Origin of the sequence: Streptomyces sp. NRRL F-2664, from assembly GCF_000719345.1 — a bacterium.
GTDB lineage: Bacteria > Actinomycetota > Actinomycetes > Streptomycetales > Streptomycetaceae > Streptomyces.
In genome coordinates, this window is sequence record NZ_JOFX01000531.1 from 1 (window position 1) to 271 (window position 271).

Below are 271 nucleotides of genomic sequence, written 5' to 3' on the forward strand. Positions count from 1 at the left end.
CGATGCCGCGGGCCGCCTCACCGCCCTCACCACCGACGGCAAGACCACCGGCCAGACCTGGGACACAGCCGGCAACCTCCTCACCGGGGCAGACGGCACCGCCTGGACCTACAACCCCGACAACAAACCCGTCACCGCTACCACCGCCGACGGCCTGCGCAGCACCTACACCTACTGGGCCGACGGCAGCCGGAAAACCGCCGAGACCACCGCCCCCGACGGCACCCGCACCACCGTCCTCTTCCACTACACCCCCGACGGCGCCATCGCC

Annotated in this window: 1 protein-coding gene; it reads left to right on the forward strand. The window is 71.6% G+C overall.

The features are described 5' to 3' along the window. Positions 1-271, forward strand: a 271-nt coding sequence (locus IF89_RS40150; protein ID WP_043195149.1) for a hypothetical protein, incomplete at both ends; no start/stop codon positions are given.